The sequence below is a fragment of the Micromonospora globbae genome (assembly GCF_003610785.1).
Taxonomy (GTDB): domain Bacteria; phylum Actinomycetota; class Actinomycetes; order Mycobacteriales; family Micromonosporaceae; genus Micromonospora; species Micromonospora globbae.
Window position 1 is genome coordinate 422,391 of the sequence record NZ_RAQQ01000002.1, and the last position, 25,547, is coordinate 447,937.

Genomic DNA, 25,547 nt, shown 5'->3' on the forward strand with positions numbered 1-25,547 from the left:
GCGGCCCGAAGGCTACTGGAAAATATCCGGTGAAGAAATTAGTCTGCCGGAAGTTTTCCCGCGATGCGAGTCCTGGCCGGGGCTTCGGGCGGTTGTACAGGGGAGGTCGGCGTGACGTCGCTGGTGGGTCTGCACCGTGTCCTGGAACCGGCGGGCGTGCTGCCGCAGGCCGCCTGGCGGCTCGACGCGCGCCCCGAGATCGCGGCGAACGAGGTGCGGATCCGGGTGGAGCGGCTGAATCTGGACGCGGCGAGCTTCCGGCAGCTGTGGGAGAAGCACGGCGGTGACGGGGACGCGGTCCGCGCCGAGGTGCTGGAGATCATCGCCACGCGGGGCAAGATGCAGAACCCGGTGACGGGCTCGGGCGGGATGCTCATCGGCACGGTGGAGGAGGCCGGCCCGCGGTCGCCGTTGGGCCTGCGGCCGGGGCAGCGGGTGGCGACGCTGGTGTCGTTGACGCTGACGCCGCTGGTGGTCACCGACGGGCTGGCGCGGTGGGACGGACGGAGCGAGCAGGTGCCGTGCGAGGGGCACGCGATCCTGTTCGCCCGGTCGATCGCCGCCGTGCTGCCCGAGGACGAGGATCCGCAGCTGTCGCTCGCGGTGCTGGACGTGTGCGGGGCGCCGGCGTTGACGGCCCGGGTCGTGTCGCGGTACGTGGCCGACCGGGCGCGCGAGGGGGACGCCCGGCCGGTGACGGTGGCGGTGATCGGCGGTGCGGGCAAGAGCGGCTCGTTGTCGCTGGCGGCGGCGCGGCGGGCGGGTGCCGCGCGTACGGTCGGGGTGGTGCCGGTGGCGGCGGAGCGGGACGCGCTGACGGCGGCGGGCCTGGCCGACGCGGTGGCGTTGGCCGACGCCCGGGACCCGGTGGCGGTGTCGACGGCGGTGACGACGGCGCTGGGGGTGCCGGCGGACGTGACGGTGGTGTGCGTGGACGTGCCCGGGTGTGAGCACGGGGCGATCCTGGCCACGGCCGACGGCGGCACGGTGGTCTTCTTCTCGATGGCGACGAGTTTCGCGGGTGCGGCGCTGGGCGCGGAGGGTCTGGCGGCGGACGTGACGATGCTGGTGGGCAACGGGTACGTGCCGGGTCACGCGGAGCTGGCGTTGGGGTTGCTGCGGGCCGAGCCGGGGGTCCGCCGGCTCTTCGAGTCGCGGTTGGCGGCAGACTGACGCCATGACGAACCCCTCGACGTTGTACCGCGGCGGAGTGCTGCACTGCCCCGCCGATCCGCAGGCGACCGCGTTGCTGGTGTCCGGTGGGCGGATCACCTGGTTGGGGGTGGACGCGGACGCGCCCGCCGCCGACCGGGTGGTGGATCTGGACGGGGCGCTGGTGACGCCGGCGTTCGTGGACGCGCACGTGCACGCGACGGACACCGGGTTGGCGTTGTCGGGGCTGGACCTGTCGGGGGTGCGGTCGGCGGGGGAGCTGCTGGACGCGGTGGCGGCGTTCGCGGCCGGGTTGCCGGCGGACGCCGTGGTGCTCGGGCACGGGTGGGACGAGTCGACGTGGGCGGTGCGGGAGCTGCCGGACGCGGAGGCGTTGGACCGGGCCGGCGGCGGGCGGCGGGTGTACCTGTCGCAGGCGTCGATCCATTCGGCGCTGGTGTCGCGGGCGTTGCTGGCGGCGGTGCCGGAGGTGGTGTCGGCGGCGGGGTACGACGCGTCGGGTTGGGTGCGTCGGGACGCGCACCACGTGGTGCGGGCGGCGGCGTTCGGGTCGGTGACGCGGGCGCAGCGGGTGGCGGCGCAGCGGGTGGCGTTGACGCACGCGGCGTCGCTGGGCATCGCGGCGGTGCACGAGTGCGGTGGGCCGGACATCTCCGACGAGGAGGACTTCACGGGTCTGCTGGCCGTCTCGGGTGCGGGTGTGCCGGAGGTGTACGGGTACTGGGGTGAGCTGGGCGGGGCCGCGCGGGCGCGGGAGCTGGGCGCGGTGGGCGCCGGTGGTGACCTGTTCGCCGACGGGGCGTTGGGGTCGCGGACGGCGCACCTGTCGCAGCCGTACCGGGACGGTGACGGTTGCGGGCACGGGTACCTGACGGCGGAGCAGGTGCGCGACCACCTGGTGGACTGCGCGGCGCACGGGCTGCAGGGCGGGTTCCACGCGATCGGTGACGCGGCGATCGGCACGGTGCTCGACGGGTTCGCGGCGGCGGCGCGGGAGCTGGGTGTGGAGCGGGTGCGGGCGGCCCGGCACCGGGTGGAGCACGCGGAGATCATGGACAAGCGGCTGATCGCCGGGTTCGTGGAGTACGGGGTGGTGGCGAGCATGCAGCCGGCGTTCGACCGGCTGTGGGGTGGCGCCGGGCGGATGTACGAGGCGCGGCTGGGGTTGGAGCGGTCGTTGGCGTCGAATCCGATGGGCGCGATGCACGGGGTGGGTGTGGCGTTGGCGTTCGGGTCGGATTCGCCGGTGACGCCGCTGGACCCGTGGGGTTCGGTGCGGGCGGCGGTGTCGCACCACAACCCGGTGCAGCGGATGAGCGTGCGGGCGGCGTTCGCGGCGCACACCCGGGGTGGGTGGCGGGCGGTGCACCTGGACAACGAGGGGGTGCTGGCGTTGGGGGCGCCGGCGACGTTCGCGGTGTGGGAGACGCCGGCGGGTGTGGACCGGGGTCTGCCGGTGTTGGTGGCGGAGGACCCGGAGGCGCGGGGGCCGGAGGATCCGACGCCGCTGCCGGTGTGCCGGCGCACGGTGTTGCGCGGGGACGTGATCTACGAGGAAGGCCGTTCGTGACAGGAAAGCTTGACCTGGATCCGGCGCTGGTGGCGCGGGCGCGGGAGTTGGCGCGGCGCGCCGGGCAGCCGGTGGTGGATCTGGCCCGCAGCCACACGACGGTGTCGGTGGAGCGGGCGGTGCTGCGGCTGGCGGGGGTGACCGGGGCCGACCCGGATGGGATCCCGTGGGTGAACCGGCTGGTGGACGCGGTGGTGGCGGACGTCGGTCTGGGGCACGGGGTGGCGGCGGCGGTGTTCGACGCCCTGGCGCGGGAGCAGATCACCGATGTGACGTTGCTGGCGCAGAAGGCGGCGGCGGGGTCGGTGCGGTTCCGGCAGCCGGTGGGGAAGGAGGCCACGGCGGCGCGGCGGGCGGCGCGGCGGGCGGTGGCGGCGGGGATCCGGCGCATCGACCGGCGGCGGGCCGAGCGGGAGCGGCTCATCAAGCGGTACGGGGATCCGGCGCAGCGGCCGTGGATCTACCTGATCGTGGCGACGGGTGACATCTACGAGGACATCCCGCAGGCGCAGGCGGCGGCGCGGGCCGGCGCGGACGTGATCGCGGTGATCCGGTCGACGGGGCAGTCGTTGCTGGACTATGTGCCGGAGGGGGCGACCCGGGAGGGGTTCGCGGGCACGTACGCGACGCAGGAGAACTTCCGGTTGATGCGGGAGGCGTTGGACGCCTCGTCGCGGGAGTTGGGCCGGTACGTGCGGTTGACGAACTACGCGTCGGGGCTGTGCATGCCGGAGATGGCGACCCTGGCCGGCCTGGAGCGGCTGGACATGATGTTGAACGACTCGATGTACGGGATCCTGTTCCGTGACATCAACCCGATCCGTACGTTCGTGGACCAGCGGTTCTCGCGGCAGGTGCACGCGCGGGCGGGGATCATCATCAACACGGGGGAGGACAACTACCTCACCACCGCGGACGCGGTGGAGGAGGCGCACACGGTGACGGTGTCGCAGCTGCTCAACGAGTTCTTCGCGCACGAGGCGGGGTTGGCGGACTGGCAGTTGGGGCTGGGGCACGCGTTCGAGATCAACCCGGATGTGCCGGAGTCGTTGCGGTTGGAGTTGGCGCACGCGTTGCTGGCGCGGGAGTTGTTCCCGGACGCGCCGTTGAAGTGGATGCCGCCGACGAAGCACATGACCGGGGACGTGTTCCGGGGGAACCTGCTGGACGGGTTCTTCAACCTGGTGGGCACGATGACGGGGCAGGGCATCCTGCTGGTGGGGATGATGACCGAGGCGGTGGTGACGCCGTGGTTGTCGGACCGGGACATCGCGCTGCAGAACGTGCGGTACGTGCTGGGCGCCGCGGGTGGGTTGCACGAGGACTTCGTGCCGGCGCCGGGCGGGTTCATCCAGCAGCGGGCGCACCGGGTGCTGGCGGAGGCGGTGCGGCTGTTGGAGCGGATCGGTGAGCAGTCGCTGTTGACGGCGATCGCCGAGGGGGCGTTCGGGATCATGAAGCGGCCGCCGGACCGGGGCAAGGGTCTGGACGGGGTGGCCCGGCACGAGGACGACTACTGGAACCCGGCCACGGAGATCCTGGAAGGGGCGCGGGCGTGACCGGGGCGGTGGAGAAGAAGATCGTCCGGCCGTACGGGGACACGACCGGCGACGGGATGGTGCAGCTGTCGTTCACGTTGCCGGTGCCGCACGACAAGCGGGCCGAGGGCGCGGCGATCCAGTTGGCCGGGAAGATGGGCATCGACCCGGCGATGCTGGTGCACGCGAAGCAGATCGGCGACGGGTACACGTTCTTCGTGGTGTACGGGCGGGTGAACCACCTGGTGGACGTGTCGGCGGTGCAGGTGGTGGAGCGTGACTACCCGCTGCTGTCGGCCAAGGAGGTCAACGCCCTGGTCAAGCAGAAGCTGCGGCGGAAGCTGTCGGTGGTGGGGGCGTGCATCGGCACGGACGCGCACACGGTGGGCATCGACGCGATCCTGAACGTGAAGGGCATCGCGGGGGAGAAGGGCCTGGAGTACTACCGGGAGTTGAAGGTCACCAACCTGGGTGCGCAGGTGAGCGTGCCGGAGCTGGTGGAGGCGGCCCGGGTGGAGAAGGCCGACGCGGTGCTGGTGTCGCAGGTGGTGACGCAGCGGGACGCGCACCTGCACAACACGCGGGAGATGTCGGCGGCGTTCCGGGAGGCGATGCCGGCGGGGAAGCGTCCGCTGCTGATCGTGGGTGGGCCGCGGTTCGACGAGACGATGGCCGAGGAGTTGGGGGTGGACCGCATCTTCGGGCGGGGCACCACCCCTGGTGAGGTGGCCAGTTACCTGGTGCACGCGTTGATCACGAACAGGAGGGCGAGGGCATGACCGCGGCGAGGCCCGGGTTGACGGTGACGCATCGGCGGTATGTGCCGTACGCGCACGCGCACTACGGGGGGAACCTGGTCGACGGGGCGTACGCCCTGGGGTTGTTCGGTGACGTGGCCACGGAGGTGTGCATCCGGGCCGACGGCGACGAGGGGTTGTTCGCGTCCTATTCGGACGTGCAGTTCCGGGCGCCGATCCGGGCGGGTGACGTGGTGGAGGTGTCGGCGACGGTGACCCGGGTGGGCACCCGCAGCCGCACGTTGGAGTTCGAGGCGCGGGTGGTGTGCCGGGGGCGGCCGGACCGGTCGGAGTCGGCCGCGGAGGTGCTCGACCCGCCGGTGGTGGCGGTCACGGCGACCGGCACCGTGGTCGTTCCCGCGCCGGCGTGACGGTCGCGGTCTGCGCCGACGTCGGGTCGACGTACACGAAGGTGGCGGTGGTCGACCTCGACGGCGGTGAGCTGGTCGCGGCGGCCGCGGCGCCGACGACGGTGGCCACGGACGTGCTGCACGGCCTGGACGCGGCGGTGGCGGCGGCGACCGCGGGGCTCAGGGTGCGGGACGCGCCGTGGTACGTGTGCTCGTCGGCCGGTGGTGGGCTGCGGCTGGCGGTGGTCGGCTACGAGCAGTTGGTGACCGCGCAGGCGGGCCGCCGGGTGGGGCTGTCGGCGGGGGCGAACGTGGTGCACGTGGCCGCGGGGCGGCTGGGCGCGGCGGACCTGTCGGCGTTGCGGGCGGCCCGCCCGGACGTGGTGCTGCTGGTGGGTGGCACCGACGGCGGGGACGCGGACACGTTGACGCACAACGCGACCCGGTTGGCGCGGGCGCGGTGGCGGGTGCCGGTGGTCCTCGCGGGCAACGTGGACGTGCGGGACGAGCTGGCCGGGTTGCTGGCGGCGGCGCGGGTGCCGGTGACGGTGGCCGACAACGTGCTGCCCCGTATCGGTGTGCTGGCGCCGGGGTCGGCGCGGGCGGCGATCCGGGAGGTGTTCCTGCGGCACGTCATCGGCGGGAAGCGGTTGTCGCGGGGGAGCCGGTTCGCGCGGCTGGTGCGGGCGGCGACGCCGGACGCGGTGCTGACCGGTGTGGAGGTGCTCGCCGACCGGGTCGGCGGTGACCTGGCGGTGGTGGACGTGGGTGGGGCGACCACCGACGTGTACTCGGTGCTCGTCCCCGACGAGCGGGCCGGCGGGCCGGGCCGGGAGGTGGCCGGGACGCTGTGGCGGGCCCGCACCGTGGAGGGGGACCTGGGCATGCGGTGGAGCGCGCCGGGTGTGGTGCGGGCGGCGGCGGAGGAGCGGCTGCTCGCGCCGGGGGAGCAGGAGGACCTGGCGCGGGCCGCGGCGGTGCGGGCGGCCGATCCGGGGTTCCTGCCCGCCGGGGAGGCGGAGCGGGCGGTGGACCGGCGGATCGCGCAGTTGGCGGCGACCGTGGCGGTGCGCCGCCACGCCCGTGGTGGGGCGACCGGTGAGCGGGGCGGCCGGGACCTGCGGGACGTGCGGCTGCTGGTCGGGTCCGGTGGGGTGCTGCGGCACGCCCCGGCGGGGCACGCGGCGCAGGTGCTCGCGGCGGTGCTGGCCGACCACGCCGGCGGGTGGGCGCTGCCGCGGGCGGCGCGGGCGGTGGTCGACGTGGAGTACGTGTTGGCGGCCGGTGGGCTGCTCGCGGCGGAGCATCCGCAGGTGGCGGGGGCGTTGCTGGGCCGGTACCTGGCGGTGGACGGAGGACGGTCGGGCGCGACACGCCGAGGCGCGACACGCGACAGGCCGGGGGCGGGTTGACAGGGCCCGGGGGGCAGCACGTACCGTCTTTGAGTCCTACTACGGGAAGCGGCTGTTGTTCGCTTCGTCCCTTCGTCCGCTGGCCGAGCGGCACGGTATCGGTGTCGCGGCGGCCAGGTCCAGCGGGCGGGGGTCGGCGGGGCGGCGCGAACCGGCCGCGGTTACCGGTGTACGGGCAGGGTGAGGCGCACGGCCAGTAGACAACGGCCCGGCGGGGGCAGCCAGTCCGCGTCTGGTCGGTCCGAAGGTCGGCGTGCCGCATCCTCGCCCCACCGGCCGGGAAGGGCCTGGGAGCATCGGGGCGCGGCGCGAGCCGCGCCCCGATTTTCGTTGCCCGGGAGCGCGTCGTGCCCGGGCGGTTCGCTGCGCGACCGCTGCCCGCCTGGCCGTGGCGGTGGCGTGCCCCGACCGGGCACGCCGCGCGGCCCCGGGGTGGTCAGTCGTGGCGGGAGCGGGCGCGGACGTGCAGGCGTTCCCCCTGCGGGCCGAAGAGGCTGATGAGTTCCGTGGTGCCGGGGCCGGGGTTCTGCAGGCCGTGCGGCACGCGCGTGTCGAACTCGGCGACCTCACCGGGCGTGAGGGTCAGGTCGTGGTCGCCGAGGAACAGCCGCAGCCGGCCGGACAGCACGTAGAGCCACTCGTAACCCTCGTGGGTCTTCAGACCGGGATCGCCGCTGGGGGCGCCGGGCGGGATGATCTGCTTGAAGGCCTGCAGCCCGCCCGGTCGGCGGGTCAGCGGCAGGAACGTCATGCCGTGCCGCACGATGGGCCGGGCCCGCACCCGCGGGTCGCCGACCTGGGGGGCGCCGACCAGTTCGTCCAGGGGCACCTGGTGGGCGCGGGCCAGCGGCAGCAGCAGCTCCAGGGTGGGGCGGCGGCCGCCGGACTCCAGCCGGGACAGGGTGCTCACGGAGATGCCGGTAGCGTCGGCGAGCTGGCTCAGGGTGGTGCCGCGCTGTTTGCGCAGCGCCCGCAGCCGCGGGCCCACCGCGGCCAGCACCGCCTCCTCGTCGTTTGCCATAACAGCAACAATACTTGTCGTCTCCGCCGGGTCGGGTGCACCGTGGGCGGCGACGGACACGACCAGGAGGTGGCAGGTGGACGACAGGTACGACGTGGTGGTGGTCGGGGGCGGCGCGGCCGGGCTGTCCGGTGCGCTCGCGCTGGCCCGGGCCCGCCGCTCCGTGCTGGTGGTGGACGCCGGCGAACCCCGCAACGCGCCGGCCGGGCACGTGCACAACTATCTGGCCCGGGAGGGCACCCCGCCGGGCGAGCTGCTGGCCGCCGGGCGGGCGGAGGTCACCGGGTACGGGGGGCGGATCGTCGACGGCCGCGTCGAGACCGCCGTCCGCGACGGCGACGGGTTCGCCGTCACCCTCGACGACGGCTGCACCGTGCGGGCGCGGCGGCTGCTGGTGACCACCGGGCTGGTCGACGAGCTGCCCGACGTGCCCGGCCTGGCCGACCGGTGGGGACGCGACGTGCTGCACTGCCCGTACTGCCACGGCTGGGAGGCGCGGGACCGGCGGATCGGGGTGCTCGCCACCTCGCCGTTCGGGGTGCACCAGGCGCAGCTGTGGCGGCAGTGGAGCCCGCACGTGCTCCTGCTGCTGCACGGCGCGCCGCAGCCGAGCGCCGAGGAGGTCGAGCAGCTCGCGGCCCGGGAGATCCCCGTCGTGGACGGCCCGGTCGCCGAGCTGGTGGTCGACGGTGACGCGCTCACCGGCGTGCGCCTGGCCGACGGCGAGGTGGTGGAGCTGGACACGGTGGTGGTGGCGCCGCGGTTCACCGCCCGCGCCGGCCTGCTCGCCGGGCTGGGCCTGACCCCGGTGCCCGTCGAGATGGGCGGGCACGTGTTCGGCAGCCAGATCCCCGCCGACCAGAGCGGCGCCACCGAGGTGCCCGGCGTGTGGGTGGCCGGCAACGTCGCCGACGTCCGCGCCCAGGTGATCGGTTCGGCGGCCGCCGGCCTGAACGCCGCCGCGGCGATCAACGCCGACCTGGTGACCGAGGACACCCGGGCGGCGGTGGAGGAACGCCGGCAGGGGCTGGCGACCATGTTCACCGAGGAGGCGTGGGAGGAGCGGTACACGTCGCGGCCGAACGTGTGGAGCGGCAGGCCCAACCCGCAGCTCGTCGCCGAGGCCAGCGGGCTCGCCCCGGGCCGGGCCCTGGACGTGGGCAGCGGGGAGGGGGCCGACGCGGTCTGGCTCGCGCAGCGGGGCTGGCGGGTCACCGGCGCCGACATCTCCGGCACCGCGCTGAAGCGGGCCGCCGCGCACGCCGACGCCGCCGGCGCCGACGTGGCCGCCCGCATCGAGTGGGTCCACGCCGACCTGCGCGAGCAGCCGCCCGCCGAGTCCGCGTACGACCTGGTGAGCGCCCAGTTCATGCACCTGCCGGCCGACGAGCGGCGGGCGCTGTTCGCGCGGCTGGCCGCCGCCGTGGCGCCCGGCGGCACGCTGCTGATCGTGGGGCACCACCCGCGGGACCTGCGCACCACGGCCCACCGGCTGCACATGCCGGAGATGATGTACACGGCCGAGGAGATCGCGGCGGAACTCGATCCGGCCGTCTGGGAGGTGCGGGCGGAGACGAGGTCGCGGGCCGCCGTCGACCCGGACGGCCGGGACGTCACGGTGCACGACGCCGTGCTGGTGGGCCGCCGCCGCTCCTGACCGGCGGGGGTGTCCGGCGGCGCCGGGGCGGGGCCGGACACGGGGCCGGAGGTCCACCCGGCGGCACGACCGCACGGGGGAGCGCCGGCCGCCCCGGCCCCGGGTGCCGGGGAGGGCGGCCGGGCAGCCCGGGCGGGTAGCCTTCACGTCCGTGATCGTGGTGAGGCACCGGTGACCGCCGTCGAGCGGGACGAGACGCGCGCCGAGGCGGCCCCGCCGCCCCCGGCCACCCCGCCGCGCCCGCTGCCGCTCGCCGTGGCGGTGCCGGCGGCGGTGCTGGCCGGGCTGGCGCTGCTGGTGGCGTTCCCCCCGTACGGGGTGTGGCCGCTCGCGCCGGTCGGTGTGGCGCTGCTGGCCGCGGCCGCGCACCGGCGGCGGCTGCGCGCCGGCGCCGGGCTGGGCTTCCTGACCGGGGTGGCGTTCTTCGCCCCGCTGCTGGCCTGGACGAACCTGCACACCGGCTACCTGCCGTGGGTGCTGCTGTCGCTGCTGCAGGCCGCCTACCTGGCGCTGCTCGGCGCCGCCACCGCCTGGGTGTCGCCGCTGGCCGACCGGGCCCGGTGGTGCTGGGCGCCGCTGACCGGTGTGCTGTGGGTGGGGCAGGAGGCGCTGCGCGACCGCACCCCGTTCGGCGGGTTCCCGTGGGGGCGGCTCGCGTTCAGCCAGGGCGACGCGCCGCTGCTGCGGCTGGCCGCGTTCGGCGGCGCCCCTCTGGTGACGTTCGCCGTGGCCGTGGCCGGTGGGCTGCTGCTGGCCGCCGGGTGGCGGCGGTGGGACGCCGCCGGGCTGCGCAGCGCCCGGTGGTGGCGGCCGGTGGCCGGGCTGACGGTCGGGGCGGTGCTGGTGTGCGCGGCGGGACTCCTGGTGCCGGTGGGACCGGCCGGCGGCGGCGCCACGGTCACCGTGGCGATCGTGCAGGGCAACGTGCCCCGGCTGGGCCTGGACTTCAACGCCCAGCGGCAGGCGGTGCTCGACAACCACGCCGACGCCACCCTCGAACTGGCCGCCCGCGTGGCCGACGGGACGCAGCCCCGACCCGACCTGGTGGTGTGGCCGGAGAACGCCAGCGACATCGACCCGCTGCGCAACCGGGCCGCCGGGGCGCGGATCGCGCAGGCCGCCGACACGATCGGCGCGCCGATCCTCGTCGGCGCCGTGCTGCTCGGGCCCGGCGACGGGCAGGTCCGCAACGCCGGGATCCTGTGGCGGCCCGGCGCCGGCCCCGACCTGGACCAGCTGTACGTCAAACGGCACCCCGTGCCGTTCGCCGAGTACGTGCCGCTGCGCGACATCGCCCGCATGGTCAGCAAGCAGGTCGACCGGGTGCGGGCGGACTTCGTGCCCGGCAGTGCCCCGGGCGTGGTGCGCGCCGGCCCGGTGGTGCTCGGCGACGTGATCTGCTTCGAGGTGGCGTACGACGAGGTGGTCCGCGACACCGTCACCGGCGGCGCGCAGCTGCTCGTCGTGCAGACCAACAACGCCACGTTCAACGTGGCCGAGGCCCGCCAGCAACTGGCCATGGTGCGGCTGCGGGCGGTCGAGCACGGCCGGCCGGCGTTGATGGCCTCCACGGTCGGGGTGTCCGGGTTCGTGGCCCCGGACGGGCGGGTAAGCGACGCCACCGGGTTCAACACCCGCGAGGTGGTGGTGCGGCAGCTGCGCCTGGCCGACGGGCGCACCGTGGCCACCCGTGTCGGGCTGTGGCCCGAGGTGGTGCTGGCCGGCCTGGCGGTGGCCGCCCTGGCCGGCGCGGCGGTGCTACGCCGGAGGCAGCGCGTCGGGTCCGCGTAGACGACCAGCCGGTACGCCGGCGGGAGCGGAGGGGACCGTGCACGAGGAGGCGACCGGCGTCGACGGCGTCGGGCGGGTGCTGGTGGTGATCCCCACCTACAACGAGGCCGCCAACGTCAGCGACATTGTGGCGCGGGTACGCCGCGCCGCCCCGGCGGTGGACGTCCTCGTCGCCGACGACAACAGCCCCGACGGCACCGGGGCCATCGCCGACGCGATGGCCGGGACCGACCCCCGCGTGCACGTGCTGCACCGGGAGGGCAAGCAGGGCCTCGGCGCCGCGTACCTGGCCGGGTTCGCGTGGGCGCGGGAACGCGGCTACGACGCGGTGGTGGAGATGGACGCCGACGGCTCCCACGCCCCGGAGGACCTGCCGGCGCTGCTGGCCGCCGCCCGCGACGCCGACGTGGTCATCGGGTCGCGGTGGACCCGTGGGGCGCGGGTGGTGAACTGGCCGTTGCGGCGGCACGCCCTGTCCCGCTGCGGCAACCTGTACGCGCGGCTGGCGCTGGGCGTGCCGGTCACCGACGCCACCGGCGGTTACCGCGTCTACCGGCGCGGCGCGCTCGAGGCGATGGACCTCGCGACGGTGTGCTCGCAGGGCTACTCGTTCCAGGTGGAGCTGTCCCGGCTCGCGCACCGCGCCGGGATGCGCATCGTCGAGGTGCCGATCACCTTCGCCGAGCGGGAACGCGGCGACAGCAAGATGAGCCCCCTCATCGTGGCGGAGGCCCTGTGGCGGATCACCACCTGGGCCGTGCAGGACCGGCGGCAGGCCGTGCGGCGCGGCCTGCACGGCACCCCCACCGGGCAGGTGCGGTGGCCGTGAGCCCCACCGTGTCATGCTTGACGCGGGGCCACGCCGGCGCCACCGGCGCCACGACGACCGATGAGGTGAGATGCGCCGAGGACTGAGGTTCGTACCGCTGGCCATGCTGGCCGCGCTCGTGCTGGAGCTGGCCGTTTTCGTCCTGGTGGGGCGGGCCGTCGGGTTCGGCGTCGCGTTGCTGCTGGTGCTGGCCGCGTCGCTGCTGGGGATGGTGCTGCTGCGGCGCGAGGGGATGCGCGCCTGGCGGGGCTTCCGGACGGCCGCGCAGGCCGGCCAGCCGCCGGGACGGCAGGTGACCGACGGGCTCGTGGGGCTGCTGGGTGCCCTGTTGCTGGCGGTGCCGGGGCTGGTCAGCGGCCTGGTCGGGCTTCTGCTGCTGGTGCCGCCCGTGCGGGCCGTGGCCCGCGTCGGCGTGCAACGGGCCACGGAGCGGCGGGTGTCGTCGATGGTTGCCGGTGACCTGTTCGGGCCGCGCCGGGTACGGGTGCGCCGCGGCGCGCCACGGCCGGCGCCGCAGCCGGACACGGAGCCGCCCGTCGTGGTCGACGGGGGCCGGGCCATCGAGGGTGAGATCGTCGAGCGGTGACACCGGACACGACGGCGCCCCCGGGAGGAACCTCCCGGGGGCGCCGTCGTGTCGTGCCTCGTCAGGCCCGGCCGCGGCGGGCCCGGACCTCCTGGAGCCGCTCGGCGAGGATGTCCTCCAGCTCGGCGATCGAGCGGCGCTCCAGCAGCATGTCCCAGTGAGTGCGCGGCGGCTTCGCCTTCTTCTGCTCGGGCTCACTGCCGTCGACCAGCCGGGCGACGCTGCCGTCGAACTTGCACTCCCAGGTCGTGGGGACCTCGGCGTCGACGGCGAACGGCACCTCGAACTGGTGGCCCTTGGCGCAGAGGTACTCGCGGGTCTGCCGTGGCGCGAGCTCCGTGTTGCGGTCGGACTCGTAGCTGACCGCGCCCAGGCGGCTTCCGCGCAGCATACGCTCGCCCATGATCGACTTCCCCTCGTTCGTGGTGCTGGTCTTATCGTGTAACGGCCGGTGCCCGCCAGGCCATTCCCGCCCGAGGGCGCGTGACGCCCACGGCCGGGCCCGACCAAGGGTAGCCGGCCGTCACAGGGGCCCGACGGGCTCGTGCCCGGCCGGGTCGCGACGGTGGAGTGGCATCGACTGTCACCGGCGATGTTAACCGCCCCGGCCGGGGGCAGGTTGCGGCCGCCGAGTGGTCCGGTCGCCGGCCCCGGTCAGGCCGCCGGGGTGGGCGGCAGCGGCAACGGCAGTCCGGGCAGGCCGTCGATGCTCGTCGCCACGTGCTCCTTGCCGGCGAAGTAGGCGCTCAGCGACGCGTCGTCCTCCCGCGCGAACCGCCGGCCGTGCAGGTCGCGGTCAGCCTCGTAGGTCATGAACGGCACCGCGTACCCGCAGGTGTCGCGGATCAGGTCGGCGCGCACCACGATGATCGCCCGCAGGCCGTGCACGCTCGGGTCGATGTCGGGGAAGTGGCCGATCAGCTCCCGCCAGCGGGGATCGTCGCGGAACACCGGCTCGCCGCGGCCGTGCACCCGCACGATGTTCGGCGGCCCCTGGAACGCGCACCACATGAGCGTGATGCGGCCGTTCTCCCGCAGGTGGGCGATCGTCTCGGCGTTGCTGCCGGCGAAGTCGAGGTACGCCACGGTGCGCTCGTCGAGCACCGCCCACGACCCGCGCAGGCCCTTCGGGGAGAGGTTGATGGTGCCGTCACCGGCCAGCGGCGCGGTGGCGGTGAAGAACATCGGCTGCTCTTCGATGAAGGACCGCAGCCGGCCCTCGATGCGCTCGTGTGTCTTGCCCACCCGGCCATCCTCCCGCGCCGAGGTCACCGGCGCCGCCCGCCGGGGCGCCGTCCCAGCACGCGGATCACCCCGGCCCGGGCGGCACCCTCCGGCGGTTCAGCCGGCCGTGGGGCTCGCGTCCGGAGTGGACGGGGGCGGCACACCGAGGCGGGCCAGCGCCGCGGCCAGGTCGCCGACCTGACCGGCGAGCTGGGCCACCCGCTGCTGGGCGGCGTCCCGGTCGGACTCGGCGGCGCGCAGCCGTGCGGTCAACTCGGTGAGCCGGCCCTCGGCGGTGGCCGCCGACCGGCGGGCGGCGACCAGTTCGGCGGCCGCCGCGTCGCGCTGCGCGGCGGCGGCCGTCAGCTCGCTGCGCAGGTGACCGGCCTCGGCGACCGCCTCCAGCAGGGCCGCCTCGGCCTGCCGGGCGGCCGCCTCCGCGCGGGCGCGGGCCCGGTCGGCCTCCTCGCGGCCGCGGACGGCGTCGGCGGCGGCGGCCCGCGTCCGGGCCGTCTCGGTGCGGGCCTGGTCGATCTGGCGGCGGACGTCCTCCACCTCGGCCCGCCACCGCTCGGCGCGCTCCGCGACCGCGGCGGCCTCGCGGGCCGCCCGCTCGGCGTCGGCGCGGGCGGTGTCACGCTCGGCGGTGAGGTCGGCGACGCGGCGCCGCTCGGCGTCGCGCTCCGCGCGTACGGTGCGCAGTTCCTGCCGGGCGGCATCCCGGTCCCGTTCGGCCTGTACGCGCAGCGCCTCCGCGGCGGTGGCCGCCCGGCGCGCCTCGTCGCGGGCCTCGTCGGCCTCCCCGGCCCGCCGCGCGTCCCGCTCGGCCTGCTCGGCGGCGCGCGCGGCGTCGGCGCGGGCCGCGTCGGCGGCCTCGCGGGCGGTCCGGGCCTCGTCGCGGGCCCGCGCGGCGGCCGCCTCGGCGTCCTCGGCGTCCCGGCGGGCCTCGTCGCGTTCGGCCTGCGCCGCGGCGACCTCGGCGGCCGCGTCCGCGCGCGCCTGGGCGAGCTGCCGCTCCACCCCGACCGGGGACAGTTCGGCGTGCAACGCCTCGGTCAGGGTCTCCACGACCTGTTCGAGCCGGTCCACGGCCTCCCACGTGCGGGCCACCTGCCCGGGCAGACCCGGCGCGTTGCGGTGCCGCATGCGGCTGTTGCGGGAGGCCCGCTGGCAGGCGCCGTCGTTGTCGCGGCAGTAGCGGAACGGCCGGCCCGCGCCGGCGCGCTGCGGCACCGGCCGTCCACAGTGGGCACAGGGCCGGGTGTCGGCGGCGGTGGGCTGGGCGTCCATCGAGGCGGAGTCTAGGCGGCGCCGCCGCGGCGGCCACCGTCGCCCTTCGACCGCTCGGGCGGCGACGCGGGCGCGGCGTCGAGCGCGTAGGACCGGTCGATCAGGTCCGTCATCGCCTGCTGGAAGTCGCGGCGTCGCTGCTCGCTCCAGCCCTCCGTGAGCCGGTCGAAGACCTGTTCCTGCCAGTCGTGGGGGTCGGGCCGGTCAGGGGGTGGCGACGGCCGCCCGGGACCGGTCGGCGGCGATACGGACCGCGAGGGCGCCCAGCACGGTGCCCATCACCCAGCGCTGCGCCCGCAGCCACAGCGGCCGGCCGGAGAAGAACCCGACGAGCGTGCCCGCCGTGAGCACGATCAGGGCGTTGACCGTCACCGCCACGGCGATCTGGGTCAGGCCGAGCACCAGGCTCTGCGCCGCCACGTGCCCCCGCTGCGGGTCGACGAACTGCGGCAGCACCGACACGTAGAGGATCGCGATCTTCGGGTTCAGCAGGTTGGTGACCAGGCCCATCGTGAACAGCCGCCGCGGCCGCTCCAGCGGCAACGGCGCGGGCGTGAACGGCGAGGAACCACCCGGGCGCAGCGTCCGCCAGGCCAACCACAGCAGGTACGCCGCACCGGCCAGCTTCACCGCCGTGTACAGCGCCGGCACCAGCACGAAGATGGTCGCCAGGCCGGCGACCGCGGCCACCAGGTAGACCCCGAACCCGGCGGCGACCCCCAGCAGCGAGACCAGCCCCGCGCGCCGGCCCTGCGTCACCGAGCGGGACACCAGGTAGACCATGTTGGGCCCGGGCGTCAGCACGATGCCCAACGCCACCAGCGCCATCCCCACCAGCGCACCCGTACCGACCATCAGCGTACCCCCGGTTGTTGATCAACTAGGTCGACGCTACCGGGGGCGGCAGCGGTAACCGAGGTCCAGTCCGCGGGCCGTGGACTGCGGGACGCCCGCGGGCCGGGAATGCGGCGCGACGTGCGGGGCGCTGTGCGTACCGGCGGGCCGCCGCCGGGCGGCGCGTTACGGTGAGACCGGGGAGGTGACCGATGAGCAGGTGGGAAGCCGGCGTGGAGGCGCAGATCCGCGCCGCCCAGGAACGCGGCGAGTTCGACAACCTGCCGGGCGCCGGCAAGCCGATCCCCGGCCGGAACATGCCGTACGACGAGTCGTGGTGGATCAAGAGCTTCCTGCAACGGGAGAAGCTCCCCACCGACCTGCTGCTCCCGACGCCCCTGCAACTGCGGCGCAAGATCGAGCGGGTGCCCGAGGAGGTGCGCGACCTGCCCAACGAGGAGGCCGTACGCGCCTACTGCGCCCTGCTCAACCAGGAGATCGTCGCCTTCCTGCGCGCGCCCACCGGCCCGAAGGTCGTCGTACGCCCGGTCGACGCCGACGCGGTGGTCGACCGCTGGCGCGACGAGCGCCGCGCCGCCACCCCGCCGCCGGCGCCCGACGCGACACCGCCGGCCGCCGACCGTACGCCCGGACGGTTCCGGTGGCCGTGGCGCCGCCGTCGCGCGGCCTGACCCGCGATCCCGCGACGCCGATCCCGTTCGACCGATCGCGACGGGCACCGGCACGTACGGCCGGCCGAGCCCGCCGGCTGACCGCGCGCAATGCCGTGGCGCGGTCCCGGAGCCGGTTGTTACGGTGGGGACCGCACCTGATCAAGACCAGGGAGACCAGACATGGTGGGTGACGACGACATCTCCGGGTGATACCGGACATGCCCGGCGTTCCGGCCGGCGGCGCGCGACGCCGCTTCCCGGCCGCGCCGCCGCGCACCCGTAGACCCTGTCGTCCGCCGGGCGCCGCCGCAGCGCGCCCACCACCTTTCCCGAGGTCTGTCCCATGTCCAGCGCGTCCATCGTCTGCTCCCACCTCTCCTTCTCCTGGCCGGACGACACCCCGGTCTTCACCGACCTGTCGTTCACCGTCGGCGAGGGCCGCACCGGCCTCGTCGCGCCCAACGGCGCGGGCAAGAGCACCCTGCTCAAGCTGATCGCCGGCGAGTACCGCCCCACGGCCGGCAGCGTCACCGTCGACGGGGTCGTCGGCTACCTGCCGCAGACCCTGCCGCTGGCCGCCGACCTGACCGTGGCGGAGGTGCTGGGCGTCGCCCCGCTGATCGCGGCGCTGCACGCCATCGAGTCCGGCGACACCAGCGAGGAGCACTTCGCCACCATCGGCGCCGACTGGGACATCGAGGAACGCACCCGCGCCGAGTTGGACCGGCTCGGCCTCGCCGACGTGGCGCTCACCCGGCGCCTGCACACCCTCAGCGGCGGGCAGGTCGTGTCCCTCGGCCTGGCCGCCCAACTGCTCAAGCGCCCCGACGTGCTGCTGCTCGACGAGCCCACCAACAACCTCGACGCCGACGCCCGCCACCGCCTGTACGAGGTGCTCGACGGCTGGCACGGCTGCCTGCTGCTGGTCAGCCACGACCGGGCGCTGCTGGACCGCATGGACCGCATCGCCGAACTGGACCGCGGCGAGCTGCGCCTGTACGGGGGCAACTTCACCGCGTACACCGAGGCGGTGCGGGCCGCCCAGGAGGTCGCCGAGAAGAACGTCCGCAACGCCGAGCAGGAGCTCAAGCGGGAGAAGCGGGAGATGCAGCAGGCCCGCGAGCGGGCCGCCCGCCGCGCCAGCACCGCCGCCCGCAACCTCAAGAGCGCCGGCCTGCCGAAGATCGTCGCCGGAGGGCTGAAGCGCAGCGCCCAGGAGTCCGCCGGCCGGTCCAACGAGACGCACGCCGCGCGGGTCGACGAGGCCCGGGCGCGGCTCGACGAGGCCAGCCGCGCGCTGCGCGAGGACCAGAAGATCGCCATCGAGCTGCCGGACACGGCCGTGCCGGCCGGGCGTACGGTCTTCGAGGGCGAACGGATGCAGGTCCGCCTGGGTGACCGGGCGGTCTTCGCCGGCGACGGCGTCGACCTGACCGTCCGCGGCCCGGAGCGCATCGCGCTCGCCGGCCGCAACGGCGCCGGCAAGTCCACCCTGCTGCGACTGATGAACGGCGACCTGACGCCGCAGGGCGGGCGGATCCGGCGGGCCGACGGGCGGGTCGCGTACCTGTCGCAGCGCCTCGACCTGCTCGACCTCGACCGCACCGTGGCGGAGAACCTGGCCGCGTACGCGCCGTCGCTCACCGCGGAGCAGCGGATGCACCTGCTCGCCCGGTTCCTGTTCCGCGGCACCCGCGCGCACCTGCCCGTCGGGGTCCTCTCCGGCGGCGAACGGCTGCGCGCCACCCTCGCCTGCGTCCTGAACGCCTCCCCGGCGCCGCAGCTGCTGCTGCTCGACGAGCCGACCAACAACCTCGACCTGGTCAGCGTGGCCCAGCTGGAGAGCGCGCTGGCCGCGTACCGGGGCGCGTTCGTGGTGGTCAGCCACGACGAGCGGTTCCTGCGGGAGATCGGCGTGAACCGGTGGCTGCGCCTCGACGACGGCCGGCTGACGGAGACCGGCCCGCCCGCGGAGTGACCCGCGCCGCGGCCGGAACTGGCAGGATGGGCGGCATGGCTGACGTACGCTCCGCGGTGCAGCGACTCTACGAGGAGCTGCTGACCGCCTGGAACGACCGCGACGCACGCCGGTACGCCGCGTTGTTCACCGAGGACGGTTGCCTGGTCGGCTTCGACGGCAGCCAGGTCGACGGGTCCGAGGTGGAGGGTCACCTGACGCCCAATCTTCGCCGACCATCCGACCGCGTCCTACGTCTGGCGGGTGCAGGAGGTGCGGTCCCTGGGCGCCGACGCCGCGCTGTTGCGGGCCCGGGTGGGGATGGTGCCACCGGGTCAGGCGGACGTGAACCCGGCGGTGAACGCCGTGCAGTCGCTCGTCGCGGTGCGGCGGGACGGGGTGTGGCGCGTCGCGCTGTTCCACAACACCCCGGCCCAGTACCACGGCCGCCCCGACCTCGCCGACGCCCACACCGCGCAGATGCGCGAGGCCCTGGGCGCGAGCGCCGCGCGGGGCTGACGCGTCCTCGACCGGCGGCACCTCGGTCGACGGCGGCATGCCCGGGAGGTGCGGCGGGGTCGACCAGCGCAGGCGTACGCCGCCGGGCCGTCGCGGGGTGCGTGTGCGTCAGCGTCGCGGCCCGGACGCGCCGCGGAGGAAGGCGTCGATCCGGTCGGCGACCAGCTCCGGCGAGTGCACCGGCAGGTCGTGGCCGGCGCGCGGGACGATCTCGACACGTGCCGCCGGCATGACCCGGCGGACGCGCTCGGCGACCGACGCGGCGTCGTACATCTGGCTGCGCTCGCCGAGGATGAGCAGCGTTGGCGTGGCGATCGACGCCAGCTCGTCGTCGGTGAGCGGGACGGCGACCGGTAGGCGTCGCCGGAACGCCAGCGACGCCCGGATCAGCCCCATGAGCGCGTCCTCGCGCAGCGTGGCGTTGGCGAGCAGGCCGGCGAGGCGCCGACGGACCGGCCGGGGTGTCAGGCTGGCCAGCCCGCCGGCGGTCACCCAGAGCAGGAACCGGCCGGTGACCGCGCCGAAGCCCGCCGGGTCGAGCAGCGTGAGGCTGGCGGCGCGGCCGGGGAAGTGCAGCTCGTGCCGCAGCGCGAGCCAACCGCCGTAGGAGAGGCCGACGAGGTGCGCCCGCTCCGCGTCGAGCGCGGTGAGCGCCTCGGCGAGGCATGCGGCGGCGTCGCGGTCGGTGCCGATCGGTGCGGTCTGCCGGGCGGCGCCGGGCTCGCCGACCAGGTCGAGCGCGACGACCGGGTGCGCGGCGGCCAGGCGCGGGATGTACCGGGCCCAGCCGAGGGCGTTGCCGCCCGCTCCGGGCAGCAGCACGACCGGGGTGCCGTGCGCGGCGCCGAAGCGGTAGGCGACGACCTCGCCGTAGCGGGTGGTCACGGTGCGGGGCCGCGGGGCCGTCGGCCACAGGCGTGGGAGGGCCCGCTGGTAGGCGGTGTGGAATCGTGTCCGGGTGCGGTCGCTGGTGAAGTCGCTGATCCGGTCCGGCGCTTTCATGGTACGACCGTACCATCAAGAGGTTCCCGGATCCATGGACGGTGTCCAATGCCCAAGCGGGTCGACCACGACCAGCGACGCCGCCACATCGCCGGCGCGCTGCTGCGCATCGCCGAGCAGCGCGGCCTGCAGCACGCCAGCATGCGTGAGGTCGCCGCGGAGGCCGAGGTGTCCGTGCGGCTCGTGCAGTACTACTTCCACACCAAGGACGAGCTGCTGCTGGCGGCGCTCGGATACCTCGGCGAGGAACTCGGGGCCCGCGTGGCCCGCCGGCTCGAGAACCTGGGCAGCCCGCCCCCGCCGCGGGACGTCATCCACGCGACCCTCACCGCGGTGCTGCCGACCGACGCCGAGAGCGTCCGGCTCACCCGCACCTACGCCGCCTTCTACAGCCTCGTGCTGGCCGAACCGCAGTTGACGCGGCACGGAGCCCCGCAACCGGACCTGCTCGAACGCTTCCTCGCCAACCAGCTCCGCGCCGCCCAGCAGACCGGGGTCGCCCACGCCGACCTGGACCCGGACCTCACCGCGTCAGGTCTGCTCGCCCTCACCAACGGCCTCGGGTCGAGCGTGCTCGGCGGACAGCGCGACGCCGAAGCCGCGCTGCGCGTCCTCACCTACCATCTCGACCGGCTGTTCGTGGCCGAGCCGCCCGCGGCGTCCTGACCCGGGAATGCCGTTGCCGCTGGCCGGTTGCGGCAATAGGGTCGGACGCGTGACTGCCGGGTCGGCCATTGGCCACGAGCGAGTGAGGCACCCGGCCGCGGAGTGAGCACGCGGCGGCCTCGCGGCCCGCCCGTCCCCGCTGCCACGCGATCCGCGGCCTCTTCTCGGCCGCACCCGCCTTCCACCTCGCGTACGCGCACGCCGCGGCGTCGCGCGCGTTCCCTGCTGCTCACACGAAAGCGATGCATTGCCGAACGACGTCAACCAACAGATCATCGACGAGTTCCGCGCCAACGGCGGGCGGGTCGGCGGGCCCTTCGAGGGCGCGCGGCTGATCCTGCTCACCACCACCGGGGCGCGCACCGGAAGGTCGCACACCACCCCGCTGGGCTACCTGCCCGACGACGGCGGCCGGATCCTCGTCATCGCCTCGGCCGGCGGCGCGCCCCGGCACCCGGACTGGTTCCACAACCTCCTCGCCGACCCGACCGCCACCGTCGAGGACGGCACCTTCACCTACCGGGCCCGCGCCACCGTCCTCAGCGGACCGGAACGGGACGAGGTGTTCGCCCGCGCCGTCGAGGACGACCCGGGCTGGGCCGCGTACCAGGCGAAGACCGAGCGCGTCATCCCCGTCGTCGCGCTGGAGCGGACCAGCGGCGGACCACCCGACGCGCCGTCCCTCGGCGCGGCGCTCGTCCGGATCCACGACGGGTTCCGTCGGGAACTGGCACTGATCCGCCGCGAGGTCGCCACGACGGGACCCCGACTGGGCGCCCAGCTGCGGGTCAACTGCCTGGCCGTCTGCCAGGGACTGCACCTGCACCACACGTACGAGGACACCGGCATGTTCGTGGGACTCGCCGCGCGGCACCCGCGACTCGGGCCGACCCTCGAACGGCTCCGCGCCGAACACGCCCGCGTGGCGGACCTCGTCGACCAGCTGAGGGCGGCCGTCGGCGACCGGGCCGCCGACCCGGCCGACGTACGCCGGCGCGTCGACCAGCTCACCGACGAGTTGGAGCGGCACCTCGCGTACGAGGAGGAACAGCTCGTGCCGGTCCTCGACGCGATGGGCTGACGCGTACGTCCGACGCCGCGCCGATGGTCACGGCGCATCAGCCGACGTCTACCTGATTATCCCACGAGCACTGTCGCGAACTACGAGGGGTAGTGGCGTCCGGCGCGATCCGTGGTCGCTACGGTGCCCCGCATGCGTGTTGGCGGCGGGAGGTCCGTGCCATCCGGGCGCCCGCGACGACGGACGCGGCGGTGCGGCGGGCTCGCCGCACCGCCCGCGCCGCCAACCCGAGCGGGGGGAGGATCTGATGAACGACGACGTGATCATCGTCGGGGGCGGTCCCGTCGGGCTGATGCTGGCCGCCGAACTGACGCTCGCCGGCGTACGCCCGGTCGTGCTCGAACAGTCGCCCGAGCCCGGCACCGAACACAAGGCCAACGCCCTGATCGGCCAGGTCGTCCGCTTCCTCGACCACCGGGGGCTGTACCAGACCCTCGGCGGCCCCGGCGACCGACCGCAGCCCACTCCCGCGTTCCTGTTCGGCGCGCTGCCCCTGAAACTGTCCGACCTGGCCGACAACCCGTTGTACGGCCTGCGGATCCGCCAGGCCGACCTCGAACGGCACCTGGAGCGGCGCGCCCTCGACCTCGGCGTGGACCTGCGTCGCGGACACCGGCTACGGGAACTACGCCAGGCCGACGACCATGTGAGCGTGCAGGTGGAGGGCCCCGACGGCGACTACGAGATGCGTGCCAGCCATCTCGTCGGCTGCGACGGCGCCCGCGGCGGCGTACGCAAGCAGGTCGGTGTTCCGTTCGCCGGGTTCACCGATCCGAGCGTGATCTCCCGCGCCGCGCACGTGGCCGTGCCACCCTCGTCGATCAGCACGTCCACCGCCGAGCTCGTCCTGCCCAGCGGTGACCGGATCGGACTGTACGCCTGGCACCGCACCGAACGAGGCGCCTACGCGGTGGTGCCGTACGCGCCCGGCGTGGTGATGGTGTCGGTGATCGAGTGGGACGGACCCCCGATCGCCGACGGGACCCCGGTCAGCATCGACGAGCTGCGCGCCAGCCTGAGCAGGGTTCTCGGACAGGACCTGCCGATCGCCGCACCGACGACCCCGGGACCGCACCTGCTCCGCCGCCGGTACGCCGCGAACGCCCGGGTCGCGACCGCGTACCGGAGCGATCGGGTGTTCCTCGCCGGAGACGCCGCGCACGTGCATCCCGCGGTCGGTGCGCCCGGACTCAACCTCGGTCTGCAGGACGCGGCCAACCTCGGCTGGAAACTCGCTGCGCAGGTGCACGGCTGGGCCCCACCCGGACTGCTCGACAGCTACCACGCCGAACGCCACCCGGCCGCCGAACGGGTCACCACGCACAGCCAGGCACAGCTCGCGCTGATGTCCCCCGGACCCGCGATCACCGCACTGCGTCAGGTCGTCGCCGAGCTGCTCGAAACCCCCGACGCCACCGCGCAGATCACCGACATGCTGGCCGGCGCGGACGTCCGCTACCGGATGCACCACGGCACACCGCACGCCCTGACCGGCCGCTTCGCCCCGGACCTCGACCTGCGTGTCGGATCCCGCGCCACCCGCCTCGCCGACCTCATGCACTCCGGACGGCCGCTGCTGGTGGACCTCACCGGTTCCGGTCACCTCGCCGACCTGACCGACGCATGGCGCGACCGCGTCGACCTCGTCACCGCCGAGGCGCCGACGCCGCCACCCGCCGATGCCCTTCTCGTCCGCCCGGACGGCTACGTCGCGTGGGCCCTCGGCCCGGACGGCACCGACGAGCTCCTCGACGCGCTGACCACCTGGTTCGGCGCGCCCGGGCCCCGCGACGCGCATGGGTGAGCGCGCCTCGCGGCGGCCCGCCGCCGGCTCCCCGCCCCGCGCCCGCGCCCGCGTCCGCGACCTCGGCGTCGTCGTCGGCGACCTGCCCACCGGGCCGCACAACGCCGTCACCGACGTTCCCGGCGTGCTCGTGGGGCACACGACCGTCGACGACGGCGCCGAGCTGCACACCGGCGTCACGGCGGTGGTCCCGAGCCAGTTGGGCCCGCAACGGTGGACGCTGCCGGCCGCCGTGTACCGCGGCAACGGCTACGGGAAGCTGGTCGGCTCGACCCAGGTGGACGAACTCGGCGTCCTGGAGTCGCCGGTCGTCCTCACCGCCACCCTGTCGGTGTTCCGCGCCGCGGACGCGGTGCTCACGTACCTGATGGGCCGCCGGCCGGACGCGGTGTCGCTCAACCCCCTCGTCGGGGAGACCAACGACGGTCACCTGTCGGACATCCGCCGCCGGCCCGTCACGGAGCAGCACGTGCTCGACGCGATCACCGGAGCGGCGGGCGGCCCGGTCGCGGAGGGCTGCGTCGGCGCGGGCACGGGCACCACCGCCCTCGGCTACAAGGGAGGGATCGGCACCTCGTCCCGGACCGTGCGCGCCGGCGGCGAGCCGGTGACCGTCGGCGCCCTCACCCAGTCCAACTTCGGCGGGGTGCTGACCGTACGGGGGGTGCCGCTGCCGGCCGACGAGCTGATCCCGGAGCGCGACCGCACCGAACCGGCCGGCAACTCGTGCATGATCGTCGTCGCCACGGACGCGCCGCTGGACGCCCGGCAGCTCGGCCGCGTCGCCCGCCGCGCCGTCTTCGCCATGGGACGCGTCGGCGCGTCGTACAGCCACGGCAGTGGCGACTACGCGATCGCGTTCAGCACCGCCCCGCCGACCCGGCCGGCGATCCCGGACTCGGCCCTCGACCCGATCTTCGCGGCCGTCCTCGACGCGGTCGAGGAGGCGCTGCTCAACTCGCTCTTCACCGCCACGACCACCAGGGGAGTGGGCGGTCGCACCAGCCACGCCGTACCGCTCGACGCCGCCGTGCGGCGTCTGGCCGCCGCCGGCCGGTTGGCCCCGCCGGCCTGAGCGGGCCCCCGCTCTTCCCGCTGCCGCGCTCCGGCCCTGGCGACACCGGGCCCGCCGCTCTGACCGCTGCCGACGCCGCGCCTGCTGCGGCTGGGGGCGGTCGTCGGTCTGACGACTCCTGATCGGGGCGTTGTTAACGAACATGCGACCCGGGATCAAAAAGTTGATCTAGGAAGGTGGGCGGTACCCATCGCCGATGTTGGTGGCGTGTGGTGCCACGGCTGCGGAGGACTGCGGGTGCGGGGTGGCGATGCCGCGGAGCTGGTCGCCGAGGTCAATGGTCGAGGTGTCACACGCTGAAGCCCGCTCCTGGGGGAAAGGAGCGGGCTTCAGCGTGGTGCAGAGAGATCAACGAACGTGGTGTTTGCTGTACCGCGACAGTGTTGCGCCGCTGGTGCACCGCGGTCAGCCGATCGCGGTGTTCACTGACGTCGGCTGAGACGTCTTACCAGCACCAGGGACCGGGCTTCTCCCAGGGGAGACAGGCGGAGGTGGCGTCGGTTGTTGCGGCGTGAGCGGGCGCCTGGGGCAGGATTGTCGCAGCTGCTGCGAGCAGAAGCGCCACCAGGAGGTCGCGTCCGCGCTGGTGGTGTAGGAGACGGCCATCGCGGGATCCGGTTTGATGTTATGCGGCGATCGGGGTGGGGTCGGTCTGGTCGGTGTCGTGTTGGCTGGTGTCGATCGTGACCATGCGGGC

General features: G+C 75.0%; 23 protein-coding genes and 1 pseudogene. 18 read left to right on the forward strand and 6 right to left on the reverse strand.

What is annotated here, in order from left to right:
* Positions 1 to 63 precede the first annotated feature (63 nt).
* The 6 genes from kdd to D7I43_RS04330 are packed head-to-tail and all read left to right on the forward strand — an operon-like array spanning position 64 to position 6,840.
* Positions 64 to 1,173 carry an L-erythro-3,5-diaminohexanoate dehydrogenase gene (gene kdd / locus D7I43_RS04305; protein WP_192902056.1) on the forward strand — a complete coding sequence of 370 codons (1,110 nt, stop codon included), beginning with the start codon at positions 64 to 66 and terminating at the stop codon, positions 1,171 to 1,173.
* A gap of 4 nt (positions 1,174 to 1,177) precedes the next feature.
* Entirely contained in the window at positions 1,178 to 2,743 is a 1,566-nt protein-coding gene (locus tag D7I43_RS04310; protein WP_120327038.1) for an amidohydrolase, read from the forward strand.
* Positions 2,740 to 4,302: a lysine 5,6-aminomutase subunit alpha gene (gene kamD, locus D7I43_RS04315; protein ID WP_120327039.1), complete on the forward strand. Its 1,563-nt coding sequence runs from the start codon at positions 2,740 to 2,742 to the stop codon at positions 4,300 to 4,302. The genes D7I43_RS04310 and kamD overlap by 4 nt, the downstream gene beginning before the upstream one ends.
* On the forward strand, positions 4,299 to 5,060 hold the full coding sequence (gene kamE, locus D7I43_RS04320; RefSeq protein WP_120327040.1) for a lysine 5,6-aminomutase subunit beta: 762 nt from the start codon (positions 4,299 to 4,301) through the stop codon (positions 5,058 to 5,060). Before kamD ends, kamE begins: the two co-directional genes overlap by 4 nt.
* The gene (kal, locus tag D7I43_RS04325) at positions 5,057 to 5,449 is read left to right on the forward strand and encodes a 3-aminobutyryl-CoA ammonia lyase (RefSeq protein ID WP_120327041.1); all 393 of its coding nucleotides are present in this window, start codon (positions 5,057 to 5,059) and stop codon (positions 5,447 to 5,449) included. The genes kamE and kal overlap by 4 nt, the downstream gene beginning before the upstream one ends.
* Entirely contained in the window at positions 5,446 to 6,840 is a 1,395-nt protein-coding gene (locus D7I43_RS04330; protein WP_120327042.1) for a glutamate mutase L, read from the forward strand. Before kal ends, D7I43_RS04330 begins: the two co-directional genes overlap by 4 nt.
* A 436-nt stretch (positions 6,841 to 7,276) precedes the next feature.
* On the opposite strand, the gene D7I43_RS04335 is transcribed toward D7I43_RS04330, so the two are convergent.
* Positions 7,277 to 7,861: a helix-turn-helix domain-containing protein gene (locus tag D7I43_RS04335; RefSeq protein WP_120327043.1), complete on the reverse strand. Its 585-nt coding sequence runs from the start codon at positions 7,859 to 7,861 to the stop codon at positions 7,277 to 7,279.
* 76 nt (positions 7,862 to 7,937) lie between these two features.
* Here D7I43_RS04335 and D7I43_RS04340 point away from each other — a divergent pair, with 76 nt between their 5' ends.
* The 4 genes from D7I43_RS04340 (at position 7,938) to D7I43_RS04355 (ending at position 12,724) form a co-directional block, all read left to right on the forward strand.
* The gene (locus D7I43_RS04340; RefSeq protein ID WP_120327044.1) at positions 7,938 to 9,518 is read left to right on the forward strand and encodes a methyltransferase domain-containing protein; all 1,581 of its coding nucleotides are present in this window, start codon (positions 7,938 to 7,940) and stop codon (positions 9,516 to 9,518) included.
* Between the two features lie 171 nt (positions 9,519 to 9,689).
* On the forward strand, positions 9,690 to 11,309 hold the full coding sequence (lnt, locus tag D7I43_RS04345; RefSeq protein WP_120327045.1) for an apolipoprotein N-acyltransferase: 1,620 nt from the start codon (positions 9,690 to 9,692) through the stop codon (positions 11,307 to 11,309).
* Between the two features lie 37 nt (positions 11,310 to 11,346).
* The gene (locus D7I43_RS04350; protein ID WP_120327046.1) at positions 11,347 to 12,138 is read left to right on the forward strand and encodes a polyprenol monophosphomannose synthase; all 792 of its coding nucleotides are present in this window, start codon (positions 11,347 to 11,349) and stop codon (positions 12,136 to 12,138) included.
* Positions 12,139 to 12,208: 70 nt separating this feature from the next.
* A complete protein-coding gene (locus D7I43_RS04355; protein ID WP_120327047.1) occupies positions 12,209 to 12,724 on the forward strand; it encodes an FxsA family protein in 516 nt (171 codons plus the stop codon).
* A gap of 61 nt (positions 12,725 to 12,785) precedes the next feature.
* Here the strand turns inward: D7I43_RS04355 and D7I43_RS04360 are convergent, their stop codons facing one another.
* The 4 genes from D7I43_RS04360 to D7I43_RS04380 all read right to left on the reverse strand — a co-directional run bounded on the left by D7I43_RS04360 (position 12,786) and on the right by D7I43_RS04380 (position 16,093).
* A complete protein-coding gene (locus D7I43_RS04360; RefSeq protein ID WP_091349210.1) occupies positions 12,786 to 13,127 on the reverse strand; it encodes an RNA polymerase-binding protein RbpA in 342 nt (113 codons plus the stop codon).
* 251 nt (positions 13,128 to 13,378) lie between these two features.
* Positions 13,379 to 13,969, reverse strand: coding sequence for a pyridoxamine 5'-phosphate oxidase family protein (locus D7I43_RS04365; RefSeq protein ID WP_120327048.1), 591 nt, complete (start codon positions 13,967 to 13,969; stop codon positions 13,379 to 13,381).
* A gap of 96 nt (positions 13,970 to 14,065) precedes the next feature.
* On the reverse strand, positions 14,066 to 15,238 hold the full coding sequence (locus tag D7I43_RS04370) for a hypothetical protein (RefSeq protein WP_120327049.1): 1,173 nt from the start codon (positions 15,236 to 15,238) through the stop codon (positions 14,066 to 14,068).
* A gap of 204 nt (positions 15,239 to 15,442) precedes the next feature.
* On the reverse strand, positions 15,443 to 16,093 hold the full coding sequence (locus D7I43_RS04380; protein WP_120327050.1) for a LysE family translocator: 651 nt from the start codon (positions 16,091 to 16,093) through the stop codon (positions 15,443 to 15,445).
* Positions 16,094 to 16,284: 191 nt separating this feature from the next.
* Here D7I43_RS04380 and D7I43_RS04385 point away from each other — a divergent pair, with 191 nt between their 5' ends.
* From D7I43_RS04385 to D7I43_RS34040, 4 genes and pseudogenes are all read left to right on the forward strand, one after another.
* Entirely contained in the window at positions 16,285 to 16,764 is a 480-nt protein-coding gene (locus tag D7I43_RS04385; RefSeq protein WP_120327051.1) for a DnaJ family domain-containing protein, read from the forward strand.
* A gap of 325 nt (positions 16,765 to 17,089) precedes the next feature.
* Complete coding sequence (gene abc-f / locus D7I43_RS04390; RefSeq protein ID WP_120327052.1) at positions 17,090 to 18,724, forward strand: ribosomal protection-like ABC-F family protein; 1,635 nt, start codon at positions 17,090 to 17,092, stop codon at positions 18,722 to 18,724.
* 35 nt (positions 18,725 to 18,759) lie between these two features.
* Positions 18,760 to 18,891, forward strand: a pseudogene (locus D7I43_RS34315) (SgcJ/EcaC family oxidoreductase); the annotation flags it as partial.
* A gap of 37 nt (positions 18,892 to 18,928) precedes the next feature.
* On the forward strand, positions 18,929 to 19,222 hold the full coding sequence (locus tag D7I43_RS34040) for an SgcJ/EcaC family oxidoreductase (protein WP_275670809.1): 294 nt from the start codon (positions 18,929 to 18,931) through the stop codon (positions 19,220 to 19,222).
* 108 nt (positions 19,223 to 19,330) lie between these two features.
* Here the strand turns inward: D7I43_RS34040 and D7I43_RS04400 are convergent, their stop codons facing one another.
* Entirely contained in the window at positions 19,331 to 20,224 is an 894-nt protein-coding gene (locus D7I43_RS04400; protein ID WP_120327053.1) for an alpha/beta fold hydrolase, read from the reverse strand.
* Positions 20,225 to 20,272: 48 nt separating this feature from the next.
* On the opposite strand from D7I43_RS04400, the gene D7I43_RS04405 reads away from it, so the two are divergent.
* The 4 genes from D7I43_RS04405 (at position 20,273) to D7I43_RS04420 (ending at position 24,850) form a co-directional block, all read left to right on the forward strand.
* Positions 20,273 to 20,890, forward strand: coding sequence for a TetR/AcrR family transcriptional regulator (locus D7I43_RS04405; protein WP_120327054.1), 618 nt, complete (start codon positions 20,273 to 20,275; stop codon positions 20,888 to 20,890).
* Positions 20,891 to 21,137: 247 nt separating this feature from the next.
* Complete coding sequence (locus tag D7I43_RS04410) at positions 21,138 to 21,971, forward strand: nitroreductase/quinone reductase family protein (protein ID WP_120327055.1); 834 nt, start codon at positions 21,138 to 21,140, stop codon at positions 21,969 to 21,971.
* Between the two features lie 247 nt (positions 21,972 to 22,218).
* Positions 22,219 to 23,775: an FAD-dependent oxidoreductase gene (locus D7I43_RS04415; protein WP_120327056.1), complete on the forward strand. Its 1,557-nt coding sequence runs from the start codon at positions 22,219 to 22,221 to the stop codon at positions 23,773 to 23,775.
* Entirely contained in the window at positions 23,768 to 24,850 is a 1,083-nt protein-coding gene (locus D7I43_RS04420) for a P1 family peptidase (protein WP_120327057.1), read from the forward strand. The genes D7I43_RS04415 and D7I43_RS04420 overlap by 8 nt, the downstream gene beginning before the upstream one ends.
* Positions 24,851 to 25,547 lie beyond the last annotated feature (697 nt).

What these genes read in the sequence shown, in the direction of transcription:
- kdd (WP_192902056.1), top strand. Translation starts at nt 64, where the DNA reads ATGCGAGTCCTGGCCGGGGCTTCGGGCGGTTGTACAGGGGAGGTCGGC.
- D7I43_RS04310 (WP_120327038.1), top strand. Translation starts at nt 1,178, where the DNA reads ATGACGAACCCCTCGACGTTGTACCGCGGCGGAGTGCTGCACTGCCCC.
- kal (WP_120327041.1), top strand. Translation starts at nt 5,057, where the DNA reads ATGACCGCGGCGAGGCCCGGGTTGACGGTGACGCATCGGCGGTATGTG.
- D7I43_RS04335 (WP_120327043.1), bottom strand. Translation starts at nt 7,861, where the DNA reads ATGGCAAACGACGAGGAGGCGGTGCTGGCCGCGGTGGGCCCGCGGCTG.
- D7I43_RS04355 (WP_120327047.1), top strand. Translation starts at nt 12,209, where the DNA reads ATGCGCCGAGGACTGAGGTTCGTACCGCTGGCCATGCTGGCCGCGCTC.
- D7I43_RS04360 (WP_091349210.1), bottom strand. Translation starts at nt 13,127, where the DNA reads ATGGGCGAGCGTATGCTGCGCGGAAGCCGCCTGGGCGCGGTCAGCTAC.
- D7I43_RS04370 (WP_120327049.1), bottom strand. Translation starts at nt 15,238, where the DNA reads ATGGACGCCCAGCCCACCGCCGCCGACACCCGGCCCTGTGCCCACTGT.
- D7I43_RS04380 (WP_120327050.1), bottom strand. Translation starts at nt 16,093, where the DNA reads ATGGTCGGTACGGGTGCGCTGGTGGGGATGGCGCTGGTGGCGTTGGGC.
- D7I43_RS04385 (WP_120327051.1), top strand. Translation starts at nt 16,285, where the DNA reads ATGAGCAGGTGGGAAGCCGGCGTGGAGGCGCAGATCCGCGCCGCCCAG.
- abc-f (WP_120327052.1), top strand. Translation starts at nt 17,090, where the DNA reads ATGTCCAGCGCGTCCATCGTCTGCTCCCACCTCTCCTTCTCCTGGCCG.
- D7I43_RS04400 (WP_120327053.1), bottom strand. Translation starts at nt 20,224, where the DNA reads ATGAAAGCGCCGGACCGGATCAGCGACTTCACCAGCGACCGCACCCGG.
- D7I43_RS04405 (WP_120327054.1), top strand. Translation starts at nt 20,273, where the DNA reads ATGCCCAAGCGGGTCGACCACGACCAGCGACGCCGCCACATCGCCGGC.
- D7I43_RS04415 (WP_120327056.1), top strand. Translation starts at nt 22,219, where the DNA reads ATGAACGACGACGTGATCATCGTCGGGGGCGGTCCCGTCGGGCTGATG.
- D7I43_RS04420 (WP_120327057.1), top strand. Translation starts at nt 23,768, where the DNA reads ATGGGTGAGCGCGCCTCGCGGCGGCCCGCCGCCGGCTCCCCGCCCCGC.